This is a genomic window from Litorilinea aerophila, from assembly GCF_006569185.2.
GTDB classification, from domain to species: domain Bacteria; phylum Chloroflexota; class Anaerolineae; order Caldilineales; family Caldilineaceae; genus Litorilinea; species Litorilinea aerophila.
Window position 1 is genome coordinate 237,290 of record NZ_VIGC02000003.1, and the last position, 21,626, is coordinate 258,915.

Consider the following 21,626-nt stretch of genomic DNA (forward strand, 5'->3'; position numbering starts at 1 on the left):
CTCCCATGTCGTCCATGACAGGATGGGCCTGCCTGCCCTGTCAGGTGTCCCAGCGGACGGGCAGGCGCTGCAGGCCACGCATGATGGGATTGGTGCGCCAACGCAGGGATTCCACTGGCGCGGCCAGGCGCAGGTTGGGCAGGCGGCGCAGGAGCGTCTCCACCGCGATGCGTCCTTCCAGCCGGGCCAGGGCCGCCCCCAGGCAGTAGTGGATGCCCAGGCCGAAGGCCAGATGCCGGTTGGGAGAGCGGGTGATGTCAAAGCGATCCGGCTGGGGGAAGATGGCCGGATCGCGGTTGGCGCTGCCCAGGACCACGCTGATGGCATCGCCCCGCCGTACCCGCACGCCGTGCATCTCCAGGTCTTCCGCCGCGTAGCGCATGGGTGCGCGCTCCACGGGGCAATCGTAGCGGAGCATCTCTTCCACGGCGCCGGGCAGCAGAGTGGGCGCCTCCTGCAGCAGGGCCAACTGGCTGGGGTGGCTCAACAGCGCCAGCATGCCGTTTCCGATCAGGTTTACCGTGGTCTCGTGGCCCACCACGGTCAGCAGCAGGATCATGCTGTAGAGCTCCTCCTGGCTCAGCACATCCCCGGCTTCCTCCGCCTGGACCAGGGAGGTGATCAGGTCGTCCTGGGGCTGGTGGCGACGCTCTTCCAAGATCTGGCCCAGGTAGTGAATGAAATCCTCCATGGACTGGCGGGAGCGGGCCAGTTTCTGGGCATTGCGCTGGCTGTCGGCCGAGGGGGAGACCAGGGCGCTGCTCCAGGCCCGAAAGCGGTTGCGGTCCCGGGCTGGGATGCCCAGCAGCTCGGCGATGACGCTGATGGGCAGGGGAAAGGCGAAATCCTGGATCAGGTCCATGGTGCCCCGGGCCTGCACCCGGTCCAGGAGCCTGTCGGCCAGTTGCTGGATGCGGTCGCTGAGCTGTTCCACCATGCGCGCGGTGAAGGCTTTGTTCACCAGGGCCCGCAGCCGGGTGTGATCCGGCGGATCCAGGTTGAGCATGTGGTGGCTCAACAGGCGGATCAGCTCGGGTTCGGGGGGGAGTTGGGCGCGCTCCTCTGGCGTCAGGCAGTTGCGGACATCCTTCACAAAGCGCCGGTGATCCCGCAGTACCGCCACGGCATCCTCGTAGCGGGTGAAGAAGCAGGTAGCGCGGCCGTCCTGCCGGTGGACACGGCGGTAGACAGGCGCCACCTCGCGCATCTGGGCGTAGACCGCGTAGGCCTCGGCACGAAATTTGGGACCGAAGAGGTTAAAGGTAGGTTGGGCAGGCAATACAGGGTTTGGCATGGTCGGGTTCGTCACAGCTCCAGTCTGGCTTTCCCTGCCATTGTAGCCCATTCTGAGGCCCGGTCCAAGCGGCTAGCGGAGAGGGGGTAAGCCTTCACCCCTCATCCCCCACTGGGGCCAGGGGGGATGGGGAATGAACAGCTGCTTGCTGCCCCTGCCTACGGCGGACAGGGGCGCGCCCATGATTCGCGCAGGTATGTGTCACAGTCAGCGTGCCTAAAGAGAGGGGCAATCTTTGGTGTTATCTATGGGAAGGCGTTATAATGGGTTGCAATTGGGTAGATCTTATCTTGAGAGGGTAGCCGCACTGCATTTATCCAGTGCGGCACTGTTTGGGAGGATGTGACTATGAGCGACCAAGTACAAGCCATGGCCCAGCAAGAGGCCGCCCAGGGGCAGGAGGAAGCCACCGCCGCCACACCAGAAGTTGAAGCCGCCACGCCGCAAGTCGAAGCACAGCACACCGTTGAGAGCGCCGAGGAAAATGCTGCCGACAATGGGGCCGCACCGGTAGCTGAAACAGATGCCGGCGCCGAGGCTGCTTCCACCAACGAGTCCACTGCCGCCCTGCCGCCCGAAGTGGAAGACCTGATTGCCGAAGATGTGTTGCCCGACGATGTGAAGGTCCAGGTGGGCCCGGACGGCAGCAAGCGGGTGGTCCGGGTGTTGAGCGTGGGCCAGCAGGTGACCGGCGTGGTGAAACGCATCACCGATTTTGGCGCCTTTGTGGATATTGGCGTCGGCCGGGATGGCCTGATCCACATCTCCGAGCTCTCGGTGCGGCGGGTGGCCAAGGTCACCGACGTCCTCAGCGAGGGGCAGGAAGTCCAGGCCTGGATCAAGAAGCTGGACCGCCAGCGCAACCGCATCAGCCTTACCCTGATCGACCCCTCCACCAAGACCATCCGGGACCTGGAGAAGGGGGACATTGTCCAGGGCACGGTGACCCGCATCCTGCCCTACGGCGCCTTTGTGGACATCGGCATCGGCCGGGATGCCCTCCTCCACGTGCGGGAGATGGGTGAGGGGTACGTGGCCAAGCCCGAGGATGTGGTCAGCGTCGGGGAGACCATTGAAGCCCGCATCATCGACCTGAGCCGCCGGCGCAATCGCGTCGACCTGAGCCTCAAGGGTCTGCGGCCCGAGCCGGAACCCCAGCCAGCGCCCGAGCCCGAGGTCGCTGCCTCCGAGCCCGAGGCCCCTGCCGAAGATCCCCTGGACGACATCGAAGTCCTGTCGCCCATGGAGCTGGCCTTCAAGCGGGCCATGGAGGCGGAAGGCATCCAGCTGAAGGGGGGGCGCTCCAAGAAAAACCGCCGCGCCAAGAGCCGCTCCATCCAGGAAGAGATCATCGCCCGCACCCTGAATCTGGCCAAGAAGTAAGGGGATTTCCCAGGGACGCGCCCTTCAAGCTCGTTCAATCCTTGTTCAAATTGAGGTATGCGTAGGGACGTGGTGTATGGTACACTACGTCCCTACGTTTTTTTGTATCGGTTTTCTTGACCGTTTTGGGGATGCTTCTTTTGGACGGGCTCCGGACGAGGTAACGCTCCTCATGGAAATCAGCGGAAAGGTCGCCCTGGTCACCGGGGGAGCTCACCGGGTGGGTAGGGCCATCACCCTCATGCTGGCCGGGGCGGGCGCCCACGTGGTGGTCAACTATCACACGTCGGCCGACGCCGCACAGCAGACCGTCGCCGAAGCCAGGGCGCTGGGGGCGACGGCCCTGGCGCTTCAGGGGGATGTGGCCGACTGGTCTGCGGTCCAGGCCATGGCCGCGACCATCCAGGACCACTTCGGCGGCGTGGACATCATCGTCAACAGCGCCAGCCTGTTTCAACGGACGCCCTTTCCCACCCCAGAGATCGACACCTGGAAACGGGTGACCGCAGTCTCCATCGATGGCCCTTTCTTTGTCTGCAACAGCCTGGTACCCGGCATGAAGGCCCGGGGCAGCGGCGTCATCGTCAACCTGGTGGACCTTTCGGCCTGGCAGCCCTGGCCCCACTTCACGGCCCATGCCGTGGGTAAGGCCGCGCTCCTGGCCTTGACCCGACAGCTAGCCCTGGAGCTGGCCCCGATCATTCGGGTGAACGCCGTGGCCGCCGGTCCCGTGTTGCCGCCGCCGGGCATGGCCCCCGACCGCGCCGCGGCCATCGCCAAACGGACCCTGTTGGGCCGTTGGGGGCATCCGGACGATGTGGCCCAGGCCGTCCGCTACCTGATCGAGGCCGATTACGTGACCGGCGAGGTGCTGACGGTGGACGGCGGCGAGCGCTACGGATGGGGCCGGCACGCGGGCTGAACATCCCCGGTGGCTTGCACATCCACGGTGGTTGACGCAACGTTGATGAAGTGCTTGAGAAGCCTTGCGAGAGCTGAAATTGGGTGAGGAGGCAACATGCTGACGCGGGAAGAACTGGAACGGCGCGAAGAGCAGTTTCTGGCCCCCTACGCCATGCGCAGCAGCCAGAGCCGGGGGCGGGTCTACCCCGAGGAAGAGCACCCCTATCGCACAGCCTACCAGCGGGATCGGGATCGGATCATCCACACCACCGCCTTCCGCAGACTGGAGTACAAGACCCAGGTCTTTGTCTATTCCGAGGGGGATCACTACCGCAACCGGCTGACCCACAGCATCGAGGTGGCCCAGATCGGCCGCACCCTGGCCCGCGCCCTGGGCTGCAACGAGGATCTGACCGAGGCCATCTGCCTGGCCCATGACCTGGGACATCCGCCCTTCGGCCATGTGGGGGAAGCGACGCTCAACGAGCTCATGCGCAACTATGGCGGCTACGACCACCAACGCCAGACCTACCGCATCCTGACGGTGCTGGAACACCGCTACCCGGACCATCCCGGCCTGAACCTGACCTACGAAGTGCGGGAAGGGGTGGTGAAGCACGACACCGACTACGACGTGGTGGATGCCCGGGACTATCACCCCGAGGAACGGGGCACCCTGGAGTGCCAGCTCAGCAACCTGGCGGACGAAATCGCCTACAACACCAGCGACCTGGATGATGGTCTGCGCAGCGGCATCCTTAGCTCGGATGCGGTCCAGCAGCTGGGCATCGCCCGCAAGGTGCTGGAGAGCCTGGGCATGGATGGCCGGGTGAATCTGCACGAGACCATGAACCGCCACCGTTTCATCCGCCGGCTGGTGGGCATGGAGGTGACCGACACCATCCAGGCCACCCAGGCCGCCCTGGAAGCAGCGGAGGTCCGCTCCATCGAGGAGTTGCGGGCGCTGCCCTACAATGTGGCCGGCTACTCCGAGGAGATGCGGGAGCTCAACGCCGAGCTGAAGCGCTACCTGTTCCGAAATTTCTACCGCCACTATCGGGTGGTGCGCATGGCCAGCAAGGCAGCCCGGCTGCTGCGGGATCTCTTCACCGCCTACATGGAAGAGCCCCTCCAGCTGCCACCCCAGACCCAAAAGCGGGTGGATGGTCATCCGGAAGGGCTCGCCAGGGTGATCTGTGACTACATCGCGGGAATGACCGACCGCTACGCCATCCAGGAGCACAGGCGCCTGTTCGACCCCGAAGAGCGGGCCTGAAGCGGCACGGCCTCAGGCGTGGCGGTAGACGGTCAGACGTAGAAGCACGTTCTTGAAGATGCCTTTGGTCTCGCCCTGCTGCACGTAGGACGCCTCCTCGACGACACAGTCCAGCAGGAGGGCCGGCCCCTTGAGCTGGAACTGGAGGCCCGGCTGGGCCACAATGGGCGCTGGCCCCTCCTGTCCCTCGGGCGTGAAAATGTCCGCCAGGCGATGGTCGATGACATACTCGCTGATCAGGACCCGGGTCTGGGTGGTGGGGCTTTTGTCGCTGGCCTTGTCGAAAAGCCAGACATCCAGCGCGATGACATTCTCCGGGTTGTTCTGCAGGATGCCGTTTTTCAGGTTCACGCCCATGCCACATTCGCCGATGTACCGGGTGCCGTCCTCCGGTGCGGCGATGTTGAAGGCCTGGTCATAGTCCAGGTCGCCCAGTTGATAGCGGGCGGTGAATTCGGCCACTTTCTCCAGCCTGGTCGAGGGCCGGGTGGTCGGGCGAGGCGTCGGGGTGGGCGTCGAGGTCAGCCCATAGCCGGGCCGTTCTTCCCGCACCACAGGGGAAGGCGGAGGCGGAGCCAGGTCATCCCAATCTTCGTCATCCTCCTCGGCTGCTTCTGCATCCTCGTCTTCCAGATCCTCCGCCAGCTCCCCGGGCAGGGTAACGCTGCCTGCCGGCCCCCAGGCGCCCGTTCGGCCTGTTTCGGTCAGATCCACGTATCGGATGTCGGACTCGGCTGCATTCCCCTGGTCCAACGTGTCGTCCAGGGTGTCGCCAAAATAGGCCTCGTCCTCCAGGGGGTAGCCGGCTCGCCCCAGGGTGTCGGCATCATCCAGCTCTGCCTCAAAACCGTACTCGTCCTCCCCGGCAGGAGAACGGGAGCGACGGGAGGCATGTCGGGCCGAGCCGGGCGTGATGGGGCGGGGCAGGCGCTCCTCGCTCTCCTCCGCCTCGTCCATTTCCTCGGCTTCGAAAGCATCCTCCCCTTCCGCTTCCAGCTCATCCAGCCCTGCCCCGGCGTTGGGGCCGCCCTGGCTGGCCACCCGCCTCAATAGATAGAGGCCGCCGCCCAGCAACACCACCGCCGCCAGGGTCACCAGCAGCCAGTTGAGCCAGGTCGGAATGCCCTCACTGGCCGGCGGAGGCACCGCGGCCAGTGTCGTGTCCGGCGCCCCGGCCTCTGCCGCCGTGGAGACGCCCAACTGGGCTGCCAGCCGCGCCAGGTTGTCGATGTGGACCCGGGAATATTCCTGGGGATGCTCCCGGAAGTAGGCCTGGGCCTGGGCGATTTCCTCGGCCAGGTTATCGTTCAGATCCAGCAGGCGCTGGCGGGCCAGGGCGGCGGCTTCCTCATCCTGGTAGTAGACGTAGGCCTCGGCCACCGCGGCCAGGTAATTCGCCCGGGCTTCCGGGTTGAGATCCTGGAGGAGGGCATTCTGCCATTCCACGGGCCAGAGCCACCAGCCGATGAGCAGGCCTAGACCCAGGCCCAGGAGGATCCCCACTACCAGGGATGGAAGCTGGAGGCCGGCTGCCAGCGTCCGGGGCACAGCCGACCGACGGCCCGGCTGGGAACTGGAATCAAATGAGGTCATGGGCTCTTCCTCTTTCTTGGCTCCAGGAGTCATGGCCCTGGGATTGGAATGCCCTGGGTCCACCGGTCTGGGCGGCCGGTCAGAGCAGCTCAGAGCGCCCCTGGGCGCGCAACGTCTCTACAATTTCCTTGACCCGCTGCATCTGGGACTTGTGGCCGATGAGCAGGGTGTCGCCGGCGTCTACCACCACCAGCTCGTGGACGCCGATGAGGGCCACCATGGTCTTGTCGCTGTAGACGATGTTGTCGCAGCTGTCGATGGTGAGGATCTCCCCCTTGGCCACGTAGTTGCTGCTCTCGTCCTGCTCCAGCACAGCTTCCAGGGCATCCCAACTGCCCACGTCGCTCCAACCCGCCTGCATGGGGACCACGGCCACTCGCTGGGCGCCTTCCATCACGCCGTAGTCCATGCTGATGCTGGGCATCTCTGCCCAGATCTCGGCAATGGCCTGCTGGCGTTCCTCCTGGCTGCCGTCCCGGTCCAGGCAGGCCTGGATCTGGAGCAGCCTCTCGTACACCTGGGGCAGTTGACGGGCGAATTCTTCCAAAAAGGTTCGCACCTGGCCCACGAAAATGCCGCCGTTCCAGTAGTAGCCGCCTTCCGCCAGAAAGGCCTCCGCGGCCGACCGGTTGGGCTTTTCAGTAAACAGCTCCACCTGGTAGACCGGACCGTGGTCCAGGTCAAGCGGCTTGCCAGCCTTGATGTACCCATAGCCGGTGTGAGGGAAGGTAGGCTCAATGCCCAGGGTCACCAGATAGCCCGCGGCGGCCGCCTGGCCAGCCACCGCCAGCGCCTGGCGGAAGCGCTCCGGCTGGGTGATCACGTGATCCGCCGGCAGGACGGCCAGGGTGGCGTCCGGATCTCGGCGCTGGAGGACCACACAAGCCAGGCCGATGGCGGGGCCGGTGTTTCGGCCGTTGGGCTCCACGATGATCTGGTCGGACGGGATCTGGGGCAACTGCTCGGCCGCCAGCCGGGCGTACTGGCTGCCGGTGATGACGTAGATCCGGTCTGGATCGACCAGGCCTTCCAGGCGGCGGGCCGTCTCCTGGATCATGGTGCGGCCGGAGCCAGTGATGTCGGTGAACTGTTTGGGGCGAGTCTGTCGGCTGCGGGGCCACAATCTGCTTCCGACACCGCCCGCCAGGATTGCGGCGTACATGCTGGGCTGGATCCTCCTCGTGCAGTCTGTTGGCTGCTGCTGCAAAGTCAATTCCGGCAGAAATTCGCCGACGGTTTTGACCAGAGATCGGCGACCCGAAGCAGCCGTGGCATGTCTGCCCGGCTGGTCGGCACGGCGTTCAGGCGCGAACGTAGCTCAGGGTGCCCACCTGGCGGACCAGGCCTTTCAGCTCCATGATTGCCAGCAGGCTGGCTACCTGGGGCGACGGCATGGCGCTCTCCCGCACAATCTCATCCACATGGCGGGGTTCGGCCGAGAGGCAGCGCAGGAGCTGCTCTTCCAGGGGATCGGCCGGTACTTGAGCCCGAACCGCCTGCTGGGCCTGGACATCCGCCATGTGGAGCTGTTCCAGGACATCCTCGACCCGCAGCAGCGGCATAGCTCCCTGCTGGATCAGCTCGTTGCAGCCCATGCTGCCCGGGTGAAGGATGCTGCCCGGCACGGCGAAGACATCTCGCCCCTGCTCGGCGGCAAAGCGGGCCGTGATCAGGGCACCGCTGCGCTGGCCCGCCTCCACCACGATGATGCCCTTGCTCAGGCCGCTGATGATCCGGTTCCGGGGGGGAAAGTTGCTGGCCTCGGGGCGAGTGCCCAGGGGATATTCGCTGATGAGCCCACCGCTGGCGGTGATTTTCTGGGCCAGCCCCCGGTTGCCGGGCGGGTAGATCTGGTCGACCCCGCTGCCCAGCACGGCCAGCGTTCGCCCGCCTGCATCCAGGGCTGCCTTGTGGGCCACCGTGTCGATGCCCAGGGCCAGGCCACTGACCACCGTGACGCCGTGCATGGCCAGTTCACTGGCCAGTTTGTGGGCCACCTCCCGGCCATAGGCACTGGCCCGACGGGTGCCCACCAGGGCTACGGCCCAGGTGTCCTGCTGGGTCAGGGTGCCACGGACGTACAGGACCGGGGGCGCGCCATCCACCTGCCGCAGATTTTCCGGATAATCTGGATCGTCCCAGGTCAGGACTGTGATACCGGCCTTGCGAACCCGCTCCCATTCCCGTTCCGGGTCGACAGTCCGGCGGGCGGCCAGCAGGTTTTCCAGGCTGCGTCGATCCAGACCCACTGCCTGAAGCTCTGGCAAGGGGGCTTTCCAGGCGGTCTCCAGGGAACCGAAGTGCTCCAGGAGGGCGGCCAGGCGGACTGGGCCCACGCCGGAGACTTGATTGAAGGCAATCCAGTATGCTTTCTCGTCCACGAAATTATGTGCTGCCAGGTTGTGATCGGGGTAGTCACGCCTGGATCCGGCCGGCTTCCCCGTGGGAGGCGCTCCGGCTCTGCTGATGTGCCCCCTCCGATGGACTATCCTGCCACTTTCACCCGGCGGGATGAAGTGGCTGCAGGGGTGGAGGCCGGCGGCCGAATGGCCAGATCCAAAAGTCAACGGGAGAATACGACAAGCTGACGGCTTTGTCAAACAGCCTGGGAACGCCCGCCTATTCGTCCAGCAGGCCGGCCATCAGCCGGATGGTCATGATACCCGTCGCCAGGTCCACAGCCTGGATCACCTCGGCGATGGCCGGCAGAAGCAGGGGCCTGCCCTGGTTGACATCCGCCGGTGGGTCGACGACGTAGACGTCGTTGGCGCCGGTTTCCAGCACATCCTGGACCACGCCCAGGTAGCGTCCCTCTTCTGTCTGCACCCGCAGGCCGATGATGTCGTGGACCCAGTAGGTATCTTCGTCCAGCTCGGCTGCCTGGCTTTCGGGAATGAACAGCCATTGCCCCCGCAGGTTGTCGGCTGTGTTGCGCTCGTGGATGCCTGCCAGCAGGAGCAGGTACTGGCCTTTGTGGGGCCGCGCCTGCAGGATCTCCACCTCCTGGAGGGTTTCACCCAGGTACAGGATGGCCCCGGGCGCGAAGCGTTCGGGGAAGTCCGTGTGGAGTTCCACCTTGACTTCCCCCCGGATGCCATGGGGGCCGGTGATCATGCCCACCGCCAGGTACCCTTCGGGGACAAAGACGGTGCGGTTGCGGTAGACGAAGCGTTCGCCCCGGCGTCCCCGCCCCCGGCGAGGAGGCTGGGAGGGTGTTTCGTGTCTGCTCATGGCTGTCTGATCCAATATGCAAAACAGCGGAAGGCATGCTTCCGCTGTCTCCCTGCTCTCTCATGTTGACCGACCTGGGCTGTCCCCTGGGGTGGCCGGCGTTTTGGGGCTTACCGCAGCGAACCAGGGAAGCTGCCAGCCACTCTCTCCCCAACGGGGATACATCCCTCTTTACCCTCTCGGGCCGGGGACCAGGAGTCTCGTTCCCATGGCGTGGCCAGGGTTGCCACGTTCAATCAATTTCCAGAATGACCGGCTTGGCTTCCTGGCGGGTTGCGGCCCGCAGCAATGCGCGCATGGCGTTGGCCACACGGCCACCTTTGCCGATCACCCGGCCCGTGTCTCCGGGGGCCACCCGCAACTTCACGATGGTGGCCCGCCGGGTCTCTTTGCGGTAGACCCGGACCTGATCGGGTTCTTCTACCAGGGATTCAGCCAGAAATTGAATGAGCTCTTCCATGGGATCTCCCGCCCGTCCTGAAAGGAGAGCTGGCCCGGCCGTCCATGGGCAGGGGGCTCGGGTCAGCCCAGGTGAGATGGCCGCGCCGGCTGGCGACGGCCGTCGGATGGCCTGCTACGGGGCCGATTTACGCGGCCGATGCCGAGACAGCAGAAGCGTCGCCGTTGCTCTGGGTTTCTGCGTTGTCCTGGCTCAAGGGGATGGGACGCCCATTTTCATCCAGCAGATTCAGGCGGCGGAACATCCGCGCCACAGGCTCACTGGGCTGTGCCCCCACGCTCAGCCAGTAGGCTGCCCGGTCGAGTTTGACCTCCACCGTCTCCGGCTCTGTGCGTGGGTTGTAGTAACCCAGGATCTCGATGAAGCGTCCATCCCGGGGCGCCTCCTTGGGCGCCACGACGATGCGATAGGACGGTTTCTTTTTTGCGCCAACCCGGCGAAGTCGAATACGAACCACTGTTTCTTTGTCTCCTTATCGCTTTCAAAACAGATAGCTTTTAAAACAGATAGCTTTCAAAACAAAATCGGTTTCAAAACAGCTTTCAGACTTGGGTCCGCTGCTGAAGTCACAGATTTCACAAGGGTCTGGACCTCTGAATCTGAAAAAGAACGCAGATTCAGCTTTTTTATCCTCTGCGGCGCAACGAAGTGACAGGAATGACTCAGTTGAACCCGCCGAACATGTCCATCAACCCCCGAGGTATACCGCCCCGCTGGCCCCGTTTCCCTTTCTTTTTTCCCTTGCCGTTCCCCAGCAGGCCCATCTGCTTCATCATCTTCTGCATGTCCCGGAACTGCTTGATCAGCATGTTCACATCCTGGACGGTGGTGCCGCTCCCGGCGGCAATGCGGCGGCGGCGGCTGGCGTTCAGGATGTGGGGATGGCGTCGCTCCTGGACGGTCATGCTGCTGATGATGGCCTCGGTCTTCTTGAGGTTCTTTTCCGCCTCGTTCATATCCAGGCCCTTGGCCATGCGTCCCAATCCGGGGATCATGCCCAGGATGTCGCCCAGAGGGCCCATCTTCTTGATCTGCCGCAACTGCTCCAGGAAATCGTCAAAGTCGAAGTTGCCTTCCTGCAACTTCCGCTCCATGGCTGCGGCATCTTCTTCGGTGATGTTCTCCTGGGCCCGTTCGATGAGGGTGAGCACGTCCCCCATGCCCAGGATGCGGCTGGCCAGCCGATCGGGCTGGAAGGGTTCCAGGTCCGCCAGCTTTTCGCCCGTGCCCAAGAACTTGATGGGCACCCCGGTCACATATCGGACGCTGAGGGCGGCGCCGCCCCGGGCATCGCCGTCGATCTTGGTCATGATCAGGCCGGTGAGGGGCACCCGCTGGTTGAACCCTTCGGCCACATGTACCGCTTCCTGGCCGGTCATGGCATCCACCACCAGCAGGATCTCGGCAGGCCGGGTGACCATGCGCACCTGTTCCAGTTCCTGCATCATTTGCTCGTCGATCTGGAGGCGGCCGGCCGTATCCAGGATGACGGTGGTGTAGGCCTTTTCCCGGGCCAGGCGGACGGCATTTTTGGCGATGGTGGCCGCGGGGACGTCGGTCCCTTCGCTGTGGACCGGCACGTCGATCTGTTTACCCAGGATTTCCAGCTGTTGAATGGCGGCCGGGCGGTAGATGTCCGCGGCCACCAGCAGGGGACGCTGCCCCGATTTGCGCAGGCGGAGGGCCAGCTTGGCCGCCATGGTGGTTTTACCTGCACCCTGGAGGCCCACCAGCATGATCACGTGGGGAGGCGGGCCTGAGAGATCCAGCGGAACCGGCTTGCCCAGGAGCTCGATCAGCTCTTCGTGGACGATCTTGACCACCTGCTGGGCCGGCGTCAGGCTGTTCATGACCTCGGCGCCCACGGCGCGGGCGCGGATCCGGTCGATGAACTCCTTCACCACCTTGAAGTTGACGTCTGCCTCTAACAGGGCCAGACGCACTTCCCGCAGCGCGGTGTTGACATCGCTTTCGCTCAGTTTGCCCTTGCTGGCCAGCTTGTCAAAGACGGCCTGTAATTTGTCTGATAGGCTTTCAAACACGAGCGGCCTCGCCCTTTAATGTCCTCAGTATTGTCCCCGGCGGCTGTTCCCAGCCTAGTGACCGAGATGCAGCCAAACAAACCGCGGCCAACAAAAATGATGCGCTCTAGTGGTTTGTTGACACAGCTCACCCCACTAAGCGCAGAACAGATGTATTCTACTTGCTCTCCTGACATCGGTCAAATACGGCGCACAGGCTTCATCAAAACGTAGTTGACACATCTGGCCAGCCTGTGTACAATGGCAGCGGTTGAGCCGTCCTTTTCGTCGATCATGCCCATGTCCCATAGCCTTCTACAGCCAGAATGGCACAGCCAGAATGATACGGCCCCCAATGACATGGAGCCATGATGACGATACCACGATGATAACATGGACGGAAACACGGACGGACAGGGACCGCTGAATGTCGACACACATCCCCAGCGATGTGGCCTGAGGCGTCCATCGACGCAGGCATTGACTGACCCCGTCGACCTGGAGCATCTGCATCCATTACATCCATGGCTACGCCCCCAAGTTGCCAGTCTTGCATGGTCTGTCCGTGCCTGAATTGACCGGAATTTGGCGTCCTGTCTTTTGAACCTGGTGTCGGGAAGTCATCCGGCGCTTGCTTTATTCCAGAATCACCCAATTTTATCAACCCAAACTCATTCATACAGTCACCATTTTATGGGAGGGTAATCACATGCAGAGAAAGCGACTGGCGCTCTGGCTGTCGCTGTTGGCCATTGTGGCCGTGGTGATGGCCGGCTGTGCGCCAAGGCCTGGAGCGGGTGAGACCGTCGCCGCCGCCGGCCCAGACGGGTTGGCGATTGACCTGCCGGCGCTGGTGATCGACTTTGACAGCACTGGCGCCGCCAGCATCGGCAATGTGCCGGTGAAGCAACTGGGAGACCTCTTCGCGCCCGGCATGCTGGATAGCCTTCAGATGCCGCCCAACGTGATCCAGTTCCTGGTGGACAGCAACATCCAGCATATCCAGATTAACAACGTGCCGTCGGGCCTGTTGTTGCTGGTCAACGGGCAGCCGATCCCCTCCCTCAAGTGGGACGGCCAGTCCCTGACCAACACCGCGGAGCTGGTCAACATGTTGGGCGCCGGCGTCCCCGCGCTGGAGAAGCTGCTGCCAACCCTGACCCACATCGGGGTGGGCGTGATCCTGCGCTTCCCCCGAGCGGAAGGAGTGGCTGAAATCCCCACCTACATCGAGGGCGGCGGCCCAGCGGCCCAGGCGGCCCGGGAGGCCCAGGAACGGTTCCTGGCCACTGTGGGGACCCCTCCGAAGATCAACCTGCCCATCGTCTACGAGGCGGACGGCAGCTGGCGGGTGGGTGACCTGACCGATACCGAATGGACCAACCTCACCGGCCTGCCCTGGGGCGCCCTGCGCCTCCAGCCGCAGATGATCCAGGCGCTGATGAACGCCAACATCCAGGAGATCACCCTCTCCACCGACAGCCGGGGCATCCATGTGGGCATCAACGGCAAGGAGCTTCCCTACATCGGCTGGGCTGATGGTGAGCTGAACCATGTGTTGGACCTGGCCGAGCAGATGGGGCTCTGGGATACCCTGGCCGATCCCAACATGAACATGGGTGAAATCGTGGCCACCATCGAGAGCCTGCTGCCGGTGGTCCAGGCGGCCGAGACCAACATCAGCGTTCGCTTCCCGGCTGCCATGGCAGCCGCCCGCTGACGGCTTGGGCTGCGGCGCGGCCCAGCGATTGGCCGATATCGGCCGGCAGGTAGCTGCCATATCGACCCGTGTCGGGGATCCCTTGGACCGGGGCCGGGCGAGATGTAGCTTTTCCAGGCGTGGGAGGATTCCTCCCACGCCTTTTTTTGTGCCTTTCTTGATGCGCCTTGAGGGTGGAGCGTTGATGTGTGGTGCGCCACAATGCGGCGCGTCACACCCCAAAGTCACACCCTAAAAAGGACCCATATTTCGTTCATCTGTGAAATCTGTGGATCGAATCCACATGGAAAAAACAGGGAGCGTGGCCATGTCCGACGAGCGCATGGGCCGGCAGGACGTTGCAGAGGACCGTTGGGAGCTGGTCAGCAGCCTGTGGTACACCACCAGCTGGCGGCTGATGGGGGTGGCGCTCCTGGTGGCCTGGCTGTGGATGGCGGCCAGCCTGCTGGGGACACCCCAGGCAGCGACCCACGGCCTGATCGTCTGTCTGGAAGTTCTGGCGGGTGCGGTGCTGGTCTACGCCATCACCCGGCGGCGCCCCGCCCTGGCCCCCCTGGGCTTTGTCCTCACCGTCACCACGGCCATTACCACCGCTCTGCTCCTCACCAACGTCGATGAGCTGGCCTACCTGTACGCCATCCCCATCCTGGCATCCGGCGCGCTGGTGCATCCCTGGCTCGGCATCGGCTTTGCCGTCGCCGTGGACTTGATCCTGGTGGCCTTATGGCCCACGGTCCAGCGAGGGGATCCAGGCCCGGATCTCTTCCTGCCCACCATCTTCCTCATCACTGGCTGTGCCGCGCTCATCGCCTGGGCTTTTGCCCGAGACTTTCAGACGGTGGTGGAATGGATGTACCAGAGCTACCTGCTGGCCGAACGCCGCACCCAGGAGGCCAGGAGCCATCGGGCCCAGCTACAGGATGTCTTCAAGAGCCTGGACCTGGCCTACTACCGGCTACGCCGGGCCAATGAGGCCCTCCACTGGGCGCGTCTGCAGGCAGAGGAGGCCCGCCAGGCCAAGGCGCGCTTCGTGGCCAACGTCAGCCATGAACTGCGCACACCCTTGAACCTGATCATCGGCTTCAGCGAGATGATGGTCACCGCGCCGGAGAGCTACGGCGAACCCATGCCACCAGCCTACCGGGGCGATCTCAACGCCATCTATCGCAACGCCAAGCATCTTTCCAGCCTCATCGACGACGTGCTGGACCTGAGCCAGGCCGAGGTCCAACAGATGCCCCTACATCGGGAGCACGGCGACCTTCGCCAGGTGGTGGAGGAGGCCGCCCACATGGTGCGGGGCATGGTGGAGGCCAAGGGGCTGGACTTGCAGCTGGCGCTGCCGGCGGAGCCCGTGCCCATGTTCCTGGACGTGACCCGCATCCGCCAGGTGGTGTTGAACCTTCTCAGCAACGCCATCCGCTTCACCCAGGCAGGGCGGATCTGCATCCGCCTGGATGAGCGGGATGGGCAGGCGGTGTTGGAGGTGGAGGACACGGGCCGGGGCATGACGCCCCAGGAGCTTTCCCAGCTCTTTCAGGAGTTCTACCAGGTGGACGATTCCATCCGCCGGGAACATGGCGGCACCGGGCTGGGGCTGGCCATCAGCAAGCGCTTTGTGGAGCTCCACGGTGGCCGTATCCGCGTGCAGAGCGAACGGGGCAAAGGCAGCGTCTTCACCGTCACCTTGCCCCTGGCCCGGCTTCCCCAGGCGGCGGACTCCGGTCATCGATCGGATTCTGGCTCCCTGTGGGTGGAACGGACCGAGCGCATCCTGCTGGTCTGGCATGACGATCCCAGCCTGGGCACCGTCATCCAGCGGCGGCTGGACGGCTATCAGGTACAGATGGTCCACACGGCCCAGGAGCTCCAGGAGAGTGTCCGCCGCCTCTACCCCACGGCTGTGATCGTGGATTGGGCATGGCGGCAGAAGGCTGAAGCCCTATTGCGCCGGATTCCCGATGTCCAGGTGCCCCTGATCAGCTTTCCCCTGCCCACCCAGCCCCAGATGGCCCACAACCTGCAGGTGACGGCCTATCTGTTGAAACCGGTGACCCGGTCTGCCCTGCGCCAGATGTTGGCCAGCCTGCCCCATCCGGCCCGCACGGTGCTAATCGGCGACGATGATCCGGCCATGGCCCGGCTGCTGGCCCGGATGGTGTGCAGCGAATGGCCCCAGGCCCGCATCCTCCAGGCCCACAATGGGACCATGACCCTGCAGCTGGCGCGTCGGGAGCGGCCGGAGCTGTTGCTGTTGGATTTGAAGATGCCGGAGACCGATGGCCTGGGCGTCCTGGCGGAAGTGCGGGAGGATCCCCGGCTGGCCCAGATGTGGGTGGTGGTGATTACGGCCACCGAGTTGGGGGAGCAGGCCGCCCGTTTCCCGGGTGAGCTGGCGGTGACACTGCCTCAGCCCTTGCCCGCCAGCGAGTGGCTTACCATCCTCCAGGGGGTCGCCATGGCGTTGCGGCCGGTGCCGGATGCAGCCATCGCCGTAAGAGCTGTAGCAGCGCCTCCTGACTGACGGGCTTGCGCAGGTAGTCGTCCGCACCCAGGGCCGTGGCCAGGTCCGGCTCGTTGAGGATGGAGCAGACCACCACCGGGATGGATGCGGTGGCGGGGCTGGATTTCAGGGTCTGCAGGATCTCCCAGCCGTCGGTGCGAGGTAGCATCACGTCCAGGAGGATGAGGGCCGGGGTCACTTCCTGGAGGAAGGCGAAGGCCTGGGTGGCATTGTGGGCGCTGAAGATCTCCACCCCGTGGGCGGCGGTGAAGCGCTGGAAGAGTTGGGGGATATCGGGCATGTCGTCGATGACCAGGATGGACTGGGCGCCGGCGGTTGGGATCTGGATCTGCACATGGCAGCCTGACCCTTCCTGCTGGTGGACTTGCATGCCCTGGAGCTCCAGGAGCTGGGTGGCCACCTGATAGCCCAGCCCTTCCCGTCGACTGGGGCGGGTCTCTGTCCTGGCCCGGGGTCCGCTGCCCACAATGTGCACACAGAGCCTGTTTTCCGCCGGTCTGGCTTCCACCTTCAGGTGGACAGCCGTGCCGGCGTCTTGTTGTTCCAGGCTGCGGGTGAGGATGTTGATCAGCCCCTGGCGCAGCATGGAGCGGTCGGCGTGGATGTAGCAGGGCGCCGGGGCTGGCCCCAGTTCCAGCCGAACCTGGAGCTGGCGGCAGTAGGTTTGAAGCTCCCGAACGATTCCTTCCAGGATGGTGGTGAGCTCCAGGAGCTCTGGCCGGGCTTCTCGGGCCAACTGCTGGACCGTGGCCTGCACCAGGCTTTGACGATCCTGGACTGGATCCTGTGTGGGGGTGTTGACGGGGCGCTCGGCCAGGCCGGGGGCGGGTGTGGAGGCGTGCTCCTCGGGCCGGTTGACCTGCCAGCGATCCCACAACAGGGTGGCGATAGCTTCGATGCCTTCCCGCAGCTTGCGGTAGACCTGGCGGGCGCTGAGCCCCAGCAGCTCGGCGATCTGCTCCGGCCCCAGGCCGTCCACATAGCGGTAGTGGAGGGCGCTGTAACAGATGCCGGCGTCTGGTGGCGCGGCAGCCAGGTCGGGCGGGCTGAGCTGCTCCAGGGCCTCCAGCAGGGTTCGTCGCAGCCGCTGGGCCCGGGTCAGATGGTCCAGGCCTTCTCCCCCGTCCGCGTACTGGGCCAGGGGATGGCTCTGCAGGTGAACGGGGTCGTAAAGATGGGTCAGGGCATCCCGGACGTGGGCGATCCAGGCTTCCCGGTCCATGGCATCGGGCTGGTTGAGTTGCGGTCTATCCATGGTGGATGCGCTTTCTCTTCGGGGCGTGACAAAGGGCATGACAAAGGCTGGCAGCCGGATGTCAGTAAACCCATTGACAGGGCTTCGATTTCTCGCGATAGTAGCGGCAACATCAGCCAGCACTCCTGCCCACGCCAAGTCTAATCTAGCGTTCACGTGCCCGCCGCCGTTCGAGCCGGGCGTCAGGACAGCCGCGATTCGCCATTGGTCGTCTGATGAGGGTCGGGCTGCGGGTGGCATGCCGGCCAGGGCGGCGGCCTCAATTGTGCGCGTGGCTGACGGGCTTTTCCGTGGGCTGGGTATATGGCATGGATGGGCTGTGCGTGGCCCATTATAGTGGAGCCATGGGCCAGGGTCAAACCCATCGACCGGACGGAGGTATCGTTTTTCCCAACCATTGCTTTTCAAACCACAGCTTTTCAGACCACAGGGGGTGAGAACCATGAGGCAACACCAACTCAACCGACGTGAATTTTTGCGGCTCTCTTCGGCCATGGGCGCGGTGACGCTGCTGGCGGCCTGCGCTGCACCTGGGGCGGCACCGGGGGGAGAGGGGGCGACCGGTGCAAGTCAAGAACCAATTGTGCTGCGTCTGCATATGCGTGCTGGGGGGGAAACATCGGAACCTGCTATTTACGTCCATCGGCCCCGAGAGTTTACTGAAGAGACGGGCATTCAGGTAGAACTCGATCCAATCCCTGCCGGTGAATATTGGGCTAAGATTGAGACGCTGGCGGCCTCTAACACGCTGGGCGATAATATGTTCACCGACAATAAGAATTGGCAGCACAATCGAGCTGTGCATTTTGGTTTGATCCAGGATATCGACGATTTCATGGAAGCTGAAGGGATTAGCCATGATGAGTGGCTCCCAGGGGTAATTGGAGCCTGTATCGTAGATGGTAAGACCTATGGATTGCCAAAGACAGGCCATCCTGCCCATGCCTATGTTTGGATCAATCACGATATGTTTGAAGAGGCAGGCATCCCTATCCCTGAAACTTATGGTAGCACCTGGGAGCAATATCGTGAGTGGGCTAATCTCCTGGCCAAAGGAGATCCAGATCAACGGACGGTCTACGGTTTCCACATGCCCACCAATAATATCCAGATGATTGTGAATGGAATTCGTACTTTTGGGGGCTGGGAGCTCAACGAAGAGGGTACAGCATCCCCGATTGACGAGGGTTGGCGGGGATTTATTCAGACCGCCTATGAATTCTACCAGGTAGACAAAATTATGCCTACCGCGGCGGATATTGGATCAGCTGGTACGGTCGGCCTTTTTGCTGCCCAGAAGCTACCCATCATGGTCAGCTCCCGCGGAACGAACAAGTCAGTACGGGAAGCCGTAGGTCCCGAAGATGGAAGTGGCGGGAATTTCCGGTGGAGTGCTATTGCTCTGGCTGAAGGACCGAACTTCAATGGGTGGGGCTCTAGCTTAAATACCCATGCAGGCACAACGCAGTCCAAGCATAAGTATGAAAGTTTCTTGCTCACTTACGCCCTTTCGGATGCACGCTTTGCATATCTTAATGCCAATGAAATTGGCTATCTGGTAGGTCGAGCGAATGAGCTCGAGGAGATCGGTCCAGCGGCAGAAGATCCCTTTATCCAGCTGCAGTTCAACCAGTACGCTAAGGGGGTACCTTATCGTATCGGAGCAAATTATCGTGGCCTGGAATGGGAACAGATCATTGTCAATACGACTGATCTAGTTTACCTGGGTGAACGGGAGCCAGATGAAGCGTTTTTCACAGAACTGGAAACAGCGCTTCAGGAACTCTTGGCACGGCCGATATAAGACCTGTCGATACAGGTTGAACTATCGACATACTTGAGTTGTATGGGCTGATGAGCAGAGAGCCGGTGCGTGACCTACCGCCCGGCTCTGACCTTTCTTTGTTCTTTTTGAAAGGAACAGTAACCATGACAACACAGATGCATTCTGCCGAGGTTACTTCCAAGCGGCTACTATTCCAATTTTGGAGACGGCGTAGGCCCATGTCGCGCTTACAGCGTATCGAGGCGTTTTATGGATACCTGTTGATTTCACCTTGGCTCCTTGGATTCTTGTTTTTTACGCTTGGGCCAATGTTAGCATCTTTTTATTACAGTTTCACCCGCTACAATGTGCAGACATCTCCCAGCTTCATTGGCGCAGAAAATTATATCTATGCGTTTACGAGAGATAACTTGTTTTGGGTCTCCGTACAGCGTACATTGACATGGTCACTGCTGACGGTTCCGTTGGGTACCGTTGGCTCTTTGTTTGCAGCTATTTTGCTGAATCAGAAGTTAAAGGGTGTGAGTGTATATCGTACATTCTTTTTTATGCCACACCTGACACCTATCGTCGCTGCGGCAATCCTTTGGATGTGGATTCTTCAGCCTGACATTGGTGTCTTAAATAGCCTGCTGGCTCGAGTTGGAATCCGAGGGCCAAATTGGCTGCAGAGTGTTCACTGGTCGATGCCTGCTTTAGCGATGATCGCTCTCTGGACAGGTATTGGGGGCAATAAAATGTTGATATTTCTGGCTGGACTACAGAGCATCCCTGAGACTCTCTACGAAGCAGCGGACATGGATGGTGCAACCCACTGGCAGAAATTTATCAATATCACTTTACCAATGATTTCTCCTTCAATGTTTTTTAATTTGGTATTAGGCATTATTGCCAGTTTCCAAGTGTTTGGGATGGCATTTGTAACAACCAGGGGTGGACCCGCTTATGCGACTTATTTTTATGCCCTTCACCTCTATCAACAAGCCTTTGTCAGTTTTGATATGGGGTACGGCAGCGCTTTGGCTTGGATTTTCTTTATAGCAGTCCTGGTACTTACTATTTTTCAGCTTTGGTTGCAGAAACACTGGGTTTATTATGAAGGAGCTGTTTAGTCATGGCGTCCACCACTCGCTCGATTGCTCAACCTGGGATCTTGGACTGGATGGCAACACGGAAAGTGTTGGGACGTTTATTTCTATACGCGTTTACCATCGCCCTCTCTTTAATGTTTTTCTTTCCTTTCTTCTGGACCATCAGTACCTCGCTAAAGGAGCCTGTTGAACTCATTGCCTATCCCCCTACCTTGTTGCCTAAGGTGCCGCGTTGGGAAAATTACACAGAGATTTGGACAGTAGGATTAGGTATCAGTTTTGGTCGATTTTTCCTTAACAGTACCATCGTCACAGGGTTAGCGCTCTTGGGGCAAATCATAACAGCATTTCTGGTGGGGTATGGGTTTGCCCGTTTCCGTTTTCCTGGACGTAACGTGCTTTTTGCTCTGTGCCTGAGTACGATGATTCTCCCTCCTCATGTGACCATCATCCCCCTATTTATGCTGTTTCGCCAACTGCGCTGGATTGATACATTTCTGCCGCTCATTGTCCCCAGTTTCTTCGGCGGCGGCGCCTTTACTATCTTTCTCATTCGACAGTTCATCATGACATTGCCCCGGGAGTTGGATGAAGCAGCCCTTATTGATGGCGCTGGACGCATTGGCATCCTTTGGCGCATTATCCTTCCAAACTCTGGTCCAGTCTTGGCTACTGCAGCTATTTTTGGTTTTATCGGCCATTGGAACCAGTTCCTGGAACCCCTTATCTTTCTCAATAGCGCACGCAAATACACTGTTCCACTCGGCCTTTGGTTTTTACGTCATCAAGAAGGAGTCGCAGGGTTACCGAAAGATAATTTGCTCATGGCCGCTTCAGTACTAGCAACATTACCCATCATCATCGTCTTTTTGTTAGCCCAAAAGTATTTTGTGCGCGGCATAGCCATGAGCGGATTGAAAGGTTAATATCCAGTCTAGCCACCCATCACTTTAGAGGATAACAAAAGAAGAGGTTGGTTTGAGACGTCTGATACACTGTTTGTAAGCCAACAAACCGTATCAAGGAGCGTCCTATGCAAACCAACCTCCATCTGTATCATAACGTATTGGCGCGACTTGGCCAACTGCT

Annotated in this window: 17 protein-coding genes; 8 read left to right on the top strand and 9 right to left on the bottom strand. The window is 61.8% G+C overall.

The window, feature by feature from the left end; translation table 11 throughout:
* Window positions 1–40: 40 nt before the first annotated feature.
* Window positions 41–1,294 (bottom strand): cytochrome P450 family protein, encoded by a 1,254-nt coding sequence (locus FKZ61_RS03460; RefSeq protein ID WP_141608674.1) that lies wholly within the window; start codon window positions 1,292–1,294, stop codon window positions 41–43.
* A 348-nt stretch (window positions 1,295–1,642) separates the two neighbouring features.
* Here FKZ61_RS03460 and FKZ61_RS03465 point away from each other — a divergent pair, with 348 nt between their 5' ends.
* From FKZ61_RS03465 to FKZ61_RS03475, 3 genes are all read left to right on the top strand, one after another.
* Window positions 1,643–2,677 carry a S1 RNA-binding domain-containing protein gene (locus FKZ61_RS03465; RefSeq protein WP_141608675.1) on the top strand — a complete coding sequence of 345 codons (1,035 nt, stop codon included), beginning with the start codon at window positions 1,643–1,645 and terminating at the stop codon, window positions 2,675–2,677.
* A 172-nt stretch (window positions 2,678–2,849) separates the two neighbouring features.
* On the top strand, window positions 2,850–3,599 hold the full coding sequence (locus tag FKZ61_RS03470; RefSeq protein ID WP_170199184.1) for an SDR family NAD(P)-dependent oxidoreductase: 750 nt from the start codon (window positions 2,850–2,852) through the stop codon (window positions 3,597–3,599).
* A gap of 96 nt (window positions 3,600–3,695) precedes the next feature.
* Window positions 3,696–4,856 carry a deoxyguanosinetriphosphate triphosphohydrolase gene (locus tag FKZ61_RS03475; protein WP_141608677.1) on the top strand — a complete coding sequence of 387 codons (1,161 nt, stop codon included), beginning with the start codon at window positions 3,696–3,698 and terminating at the stop codon, window positions 4,854–4,856.
* Between the two features lie 12 nt (window positions 4,857–4,868).
* Here the strand turns inward: FKZ61_RS03475 and FKZ61_RS03480 are convergent, their stop codons facing one another.
* The 7 genes from FKZ61_RS03480 to ffh form a co-directional block, all read right to left on the bottom strand.
* The gene (locus FKZ61_RS03480) at window positions 4,869–6,449 is read right to left on the bottom strand and encodes a hypothetical protein (protein WP_141608678.1); all 1,581 of its coding nucleotides are present in this window, start codon (window positions 6,447–6,449) and stop codon (window positions 4,869–4,871) included.
* Between the two features lie 79 nt (window positions 6,450–6,528).
* A complete protein-coding gene (locus FKZ61_RS03485; RefSeq protein ID WP_141608679.1) occupies window positions 6,529–7,611 on the bottom strand; it encodes a mannose-1-phosphate guanylyltransferase in 1,083 nt (360 codons plus the stop codon).
* Window positions 7,612–7,750: 139 nt separating this feature from the next.
* Entirely contained in the window at window positions 7,751–8,830 is a 1,080-nt protein-coding gene (gene dprA / locus FKZ61_RS03490) for a DNA-processing protein DprA (protein WP_141608680.1), read from the bottom strand.
* A 238-nt stretch (window positions 8,831–9,068) separates the two neighbouring features.
* Window positions 9,069–9,680, bottom strand: coding sequence for a ribosome maturation factor RimM (rimM, locus tag FKZ61_RS03495; protein ID WP_141608681.1), 612 nt, complete (start codon window positions 9,678–9,680; stop codon window positions 9,069–9,071).
* Between the two features lie 232 nt (window positions 9,681–9,912).
* On the bottom strand, window positions 9,913–10,140 hold the full coding sequence (locus FKZ61_RS03500; RefSeq protein WP_141608682.1) for a KH domain-containing protein: 228 nt from the start codon (window positions 10,138–10,140) through the stop codon (window positions 9,913–9,915).
* A gap of 127 nt (window positions 10,141–10,267) precedes the next feature.
* Complete coding sequence (rpsP, locus tag FKZ61_RS03505) at window positions 10,268–10,597, bottom strand: 30S ribosomal protein S16 (RefSeq protein WP_141608683.1); 330 nt, start codon at window positions 10,595–10,597, stop codon at window positions 10,268–10,270.
* 205 nt (window positions 10,598–10,802) lie between these two features.
* The gene (ffh, locus tag FKZ61_RS03510) at window positions 10,803–12,182 is read right to left on the bottom strand and encodes a signal recognition particle protein (protein ID WP_141608684.1); all 1,380 of its coding nucleotides are present in this window, start codon (window positions 12,180–12,182) and stop codon (window positions 10,803–10,805) included.
* A gap of 688 nt (window positions 12,183–12,870) precedes the next feature.
* Between ffh and FKZ61_RS03515 the strand changes: the two genes are divergently transcribed.
* A complete protein-coding gene (locus FKZ61_RS03515) occupies window positions 12,871–13,881 on the top strand; it encodes a hypothetical protein (protein WP_141608685.1) in 1,011 nt (336 codons plus the stop codon).
* 283 nt (window positions 13,882–14,164) lie between these two features.
* Window positions 14,165–16,405 (top strand): ATP-binding protein, encoded by a 2,241-nt coding sequence (locus FKZ61_RS03520; protein WP_141608686.1) that lies wholly within the window; start codon window positions 14,165–14,167, stop codon window positions 16,403–16,405.
* On the opposite strand, the gene FKZ61_RS03525 is transcribed toward FKZ61_RS03520, so the two are convergent.
* Window positions 16,317–17,660, bottom strand: coding sequence for a response regulator (locus FKZ61_RS03525; RefSeq protein WP_170199189.1), 1,344 nt, complete (start codon window positions 17,658–17,660; stop codon window positions 16,317–16,319). The two genes, FKZ61_RS03520 and FKZ61_RS03525, sit on opposite strands and share 89 nt — an antisense overlap.
* Window positions 17,661–18,102: 442 nt before the next feature.
* On the opposite strand from FKZ61_RS03525, the gene FKZ61_RS03530 reads away from it, so the two are divergent.
* The 3 genes from FKZ61_RS03530 to FKZ61_RS03540 all read left to right on the top strand — a co-directional run bounded on the left by FKZ61_RS03530 (window position 18,103) and on the right by FKZ61_RS03540 (window position 21,463).
* Complete coding sequence (locus FKZ61_RS03530; protein WP_141608688.1) at window positions 18,103–19,464, top strand: extracellular solute-binding protein; 1,362 nt, start codon at window positions 18,103–18,105, stop codon at window positions 19,462–19,464.
* Window positions 19,465–19,664: 200 nt separating this feature from the next.
* On the top strand, window positions 19,665–20,558 hold the full coding sequence (locus FKZ61_RS03535) for a carbohydrate ABC transporter permease (protein ID WP_141608705.1): 894 nt from the start codon (window positions 19,665–19,667) through the stop codon (window positions 20,556–20,558).
* 2 nt (window positions 20,559–20,560) lie between these two features.
* Window positions 20,561–21,463 (top strand): carbohydrate ABC transporter permease, encoded by a 903-nt coding sequence (locus FKZ61_RS03540; protein WP_141608689.1) that lies wholly within the window; start codon window positions 20,561–20,563, stop codon window positions 21,461–21,463.
* The last annotated feature ends 163 nt before the right edge of the window (window positions 21,464–21,626 follow it).